Raw genomic sequence first — 2,031 nt, forward strand, 5'->3', positions numbered from 1 at the left:
TCGCCGTTGGAGTCGGCGAACCCGCGCACCGACACCTCGTAGAACACCGCGGTCTTGAACCAGTGCGGATCACGCGGGCTCTTCGGATCGAACGCGTCGGGGAGTGCCCGGGTGTCGGGTCCCGCGGCGTCCCGTCGCGGGAGCGCCGCCGTCTCCGGCCGGGTGACCTGGTCGGACGCGCTGCTGGTGAGGTTCTTCGGCTGGCCGTGCATGGGTCACCCCGGTGTGTTGGAGACATCTAGATCAGCAATGCCCGCCACCGCCTCCGGGGACGTTCACGACAGGCAACCATACGTAAAAATCTCCGCACGCTCCGTGACCGTCCGTCCGGTTTCAGGGGCCGGCGGCCCGTCCGGGCAGGGCGAGCCGAGCCCAAGCGCGGGGAAGATCGCGCGGTGCCCGGCGGCGCGGAGGCCGCCGCGCCGCGCACCTCCGGGTCAACGCCCGGTAGCGGCCCGGCATGGCCCGGGAAAGTAGCGCAAAAACACGTCGATTCACGGCCCGTCCGCTGGCGTCCGGGCCGCCGAATACTTGCTCGGCGGCGGTTGTGTCATGTCCGTGTTTTTAGCTTCGTCGCTTTTTCTGTCGCATGCCGGGGGTAGGTCATTTCCAAGCTCAGAACCTGCCGCGCAATTCTCGGCCGCGCCGTTGACGCCTGCTCGCCCGGCGTCCGCGCGGCCGGCGGCGGGCCGTTGACAATTCCGGACGAGAAGAATTCGTCCAAAGCGATCGGAGGGACAGTGGAGCGCTGGGAGATGTCGCCATCGGTCGTACCGACGCGCGATGACCTCGTGGCGCGGCTGCGCGTTCGCTTCGCCGATGTTCCGGCGGAGAACGTGCGCCGTTGCGTGGACGACCTGTGGTGCTGCTGCACCCATCTCGGGGTGCGGCCCGAGGAACGGACCATCGAGCGCCTCGCGGCGTCCCGGCTCACGGGCGTCGTCCGGGGCGGGCGCCCGCCGTATCCGGACGGGCGCCCCGCGCCGATGCCGCCCGGCTCCCATGCCACCGCCAAGCGCCCCGCGGGCGCGCGAACCCCGATCGGGATGTGACTGATGAAGGACACCGCCGTGCCGGGCCTGGGCGTCGAGACCCGGCGAGGGTTCATCGTGCTGCGCATGCCCGCGCAGATCAGCTGGCAGAACTACGCCGGGATCCGGGAGGAGGTGAGCAAGGCCCTCTCCCTCGCCGCGGGGGCCCGCGGCGGTGTCGTCGTGGACTTCGGCGACGCGGTCCTGCTGGACGCGGCGGGCCTGGTCCTGCTGGCCCGCGCGCAGACGCGGGCGCAACTGCTCGGCTGCCCGCTGCGCGCCGCCGTCCCGGAGCCGTCCGCCCATGTGCGGCGGGCGCTGCAGCTCACCGGCCTGAGCCGGCTCGTCCCGGTGCACGCGGACGTCGCGTCCGCCACGGCCGCGCCCGTCCCGGCCCGCGCCGCGCGGGACGTGGAGACCACCCACGTGCTGGACGCCATCCGCGCCCTGCACCCGGGGGACGCCGGGCTCACGCCCACGCCGCCCGCGCCGTCCGAGCTGATGATCACGACGACGGCCGCCGGGGACGGCGACCACACGGTGGTCCACCTGGCCGGCGTCCTCGACGAGGTCACGGTGCCGCGGCTCGGCGACACGCTGACCGAGCTGGTCGAGGGCAACCTGCGGCACCTCATGGTGCGGATGCACGACCGGCTCGGCGTGCGGTCCGACCCGCTGCCGATCCTGCTCGGCATCCGCTGGCGGGTCGCCGCCGAGGGCGGCTGCCTCTCGCTGCCGGCGCTGCCCGCCAAGCTCCGCCGGGTCATCGACCGGGAGGGCCTCGGCTCGGTCTTCACCGGCTGCCGCCCCTTCGAGGACCGCCTGCTGAGCACCGGGCCCGCCTGACGCCGGCGCGCGGGCGGCCGCTCGCGCCCCTTCAGTTCCCACCTGCCCGCGCACGTCCTCCGTTCCTCTGGAACGTGAGGATGTGCGCGGGTTGGGTGTGGGGGTCGAGGTGGACGTAGTTGGACCGGTGCCAGGTGTAGGCGGTGCCGGTGAG

At 73.0% G+C, this 2,031-nt stretch carries 4 protein-coding genes; 2 read left to right on the plus strand and 2 right to left on the minus strand.

The features are described from left to right. Nucleotides 1–212 (minus strand): hypothetical protein (locus IEZ03_RS37210; RefSeq protein WP_189241296.1); only part of this gene is annotated, 212 nt, incomplete at its 3' end. A 543-nt stretch (nucleotides 213–755) separates the two neighbouring features. Here IEZ03_RS37210 and IEZ03_RS37215 point away from each other — a divergent pair. Further along, on the plus strand, nucleotides 756–1,052 hold the full coding sequence (locus IEZ03_RS37215) for a hypothetical protein (RefSeq protein WP_184883254.1): 297 nt from the start codon (nucleotides 756–758) through the stop codon (nucleotides 1,050–1,052). 3 nt (nucleotides 1,053–1,055) lie between these two features. Beyond that, nucleotides 1,056–1,877, plus strand: coding sequence for an STAS domain-containing protein (locus IEZ03_RS37220; RefSeq protein WP_184883256.1), 822 nt, complete (start codon nucleotides 1,056–1,058; stop codon nucleotides 1,875–1,877). Between the two features lie 31 nt (nucleotides 1,878–1,908). On the opposite strand, the gene IEZ03_RS38960 is transcribed toward IEZ03_RS37220, so the two are convergent. After that, nucleotides 1,909–2,031, minus strand: a 123-nt coding sequence (locus IEZ03_RS38960; RefSeq protein ID WP_373293738.1) for a hypothetical protein, incomplete at its 5' end; no start/stop codon positions are given.

The organism is Actinomadura livida, from assembly GCF_014648675.1.
In the GTDB taxonomy this organism is placed as follows: domain Bacteria; phylum Actinomycetota; class Actinomycetes; order Streptosporangiales; family Streptosporangiaceae; genus Spirillospora; species Spirillospora livida.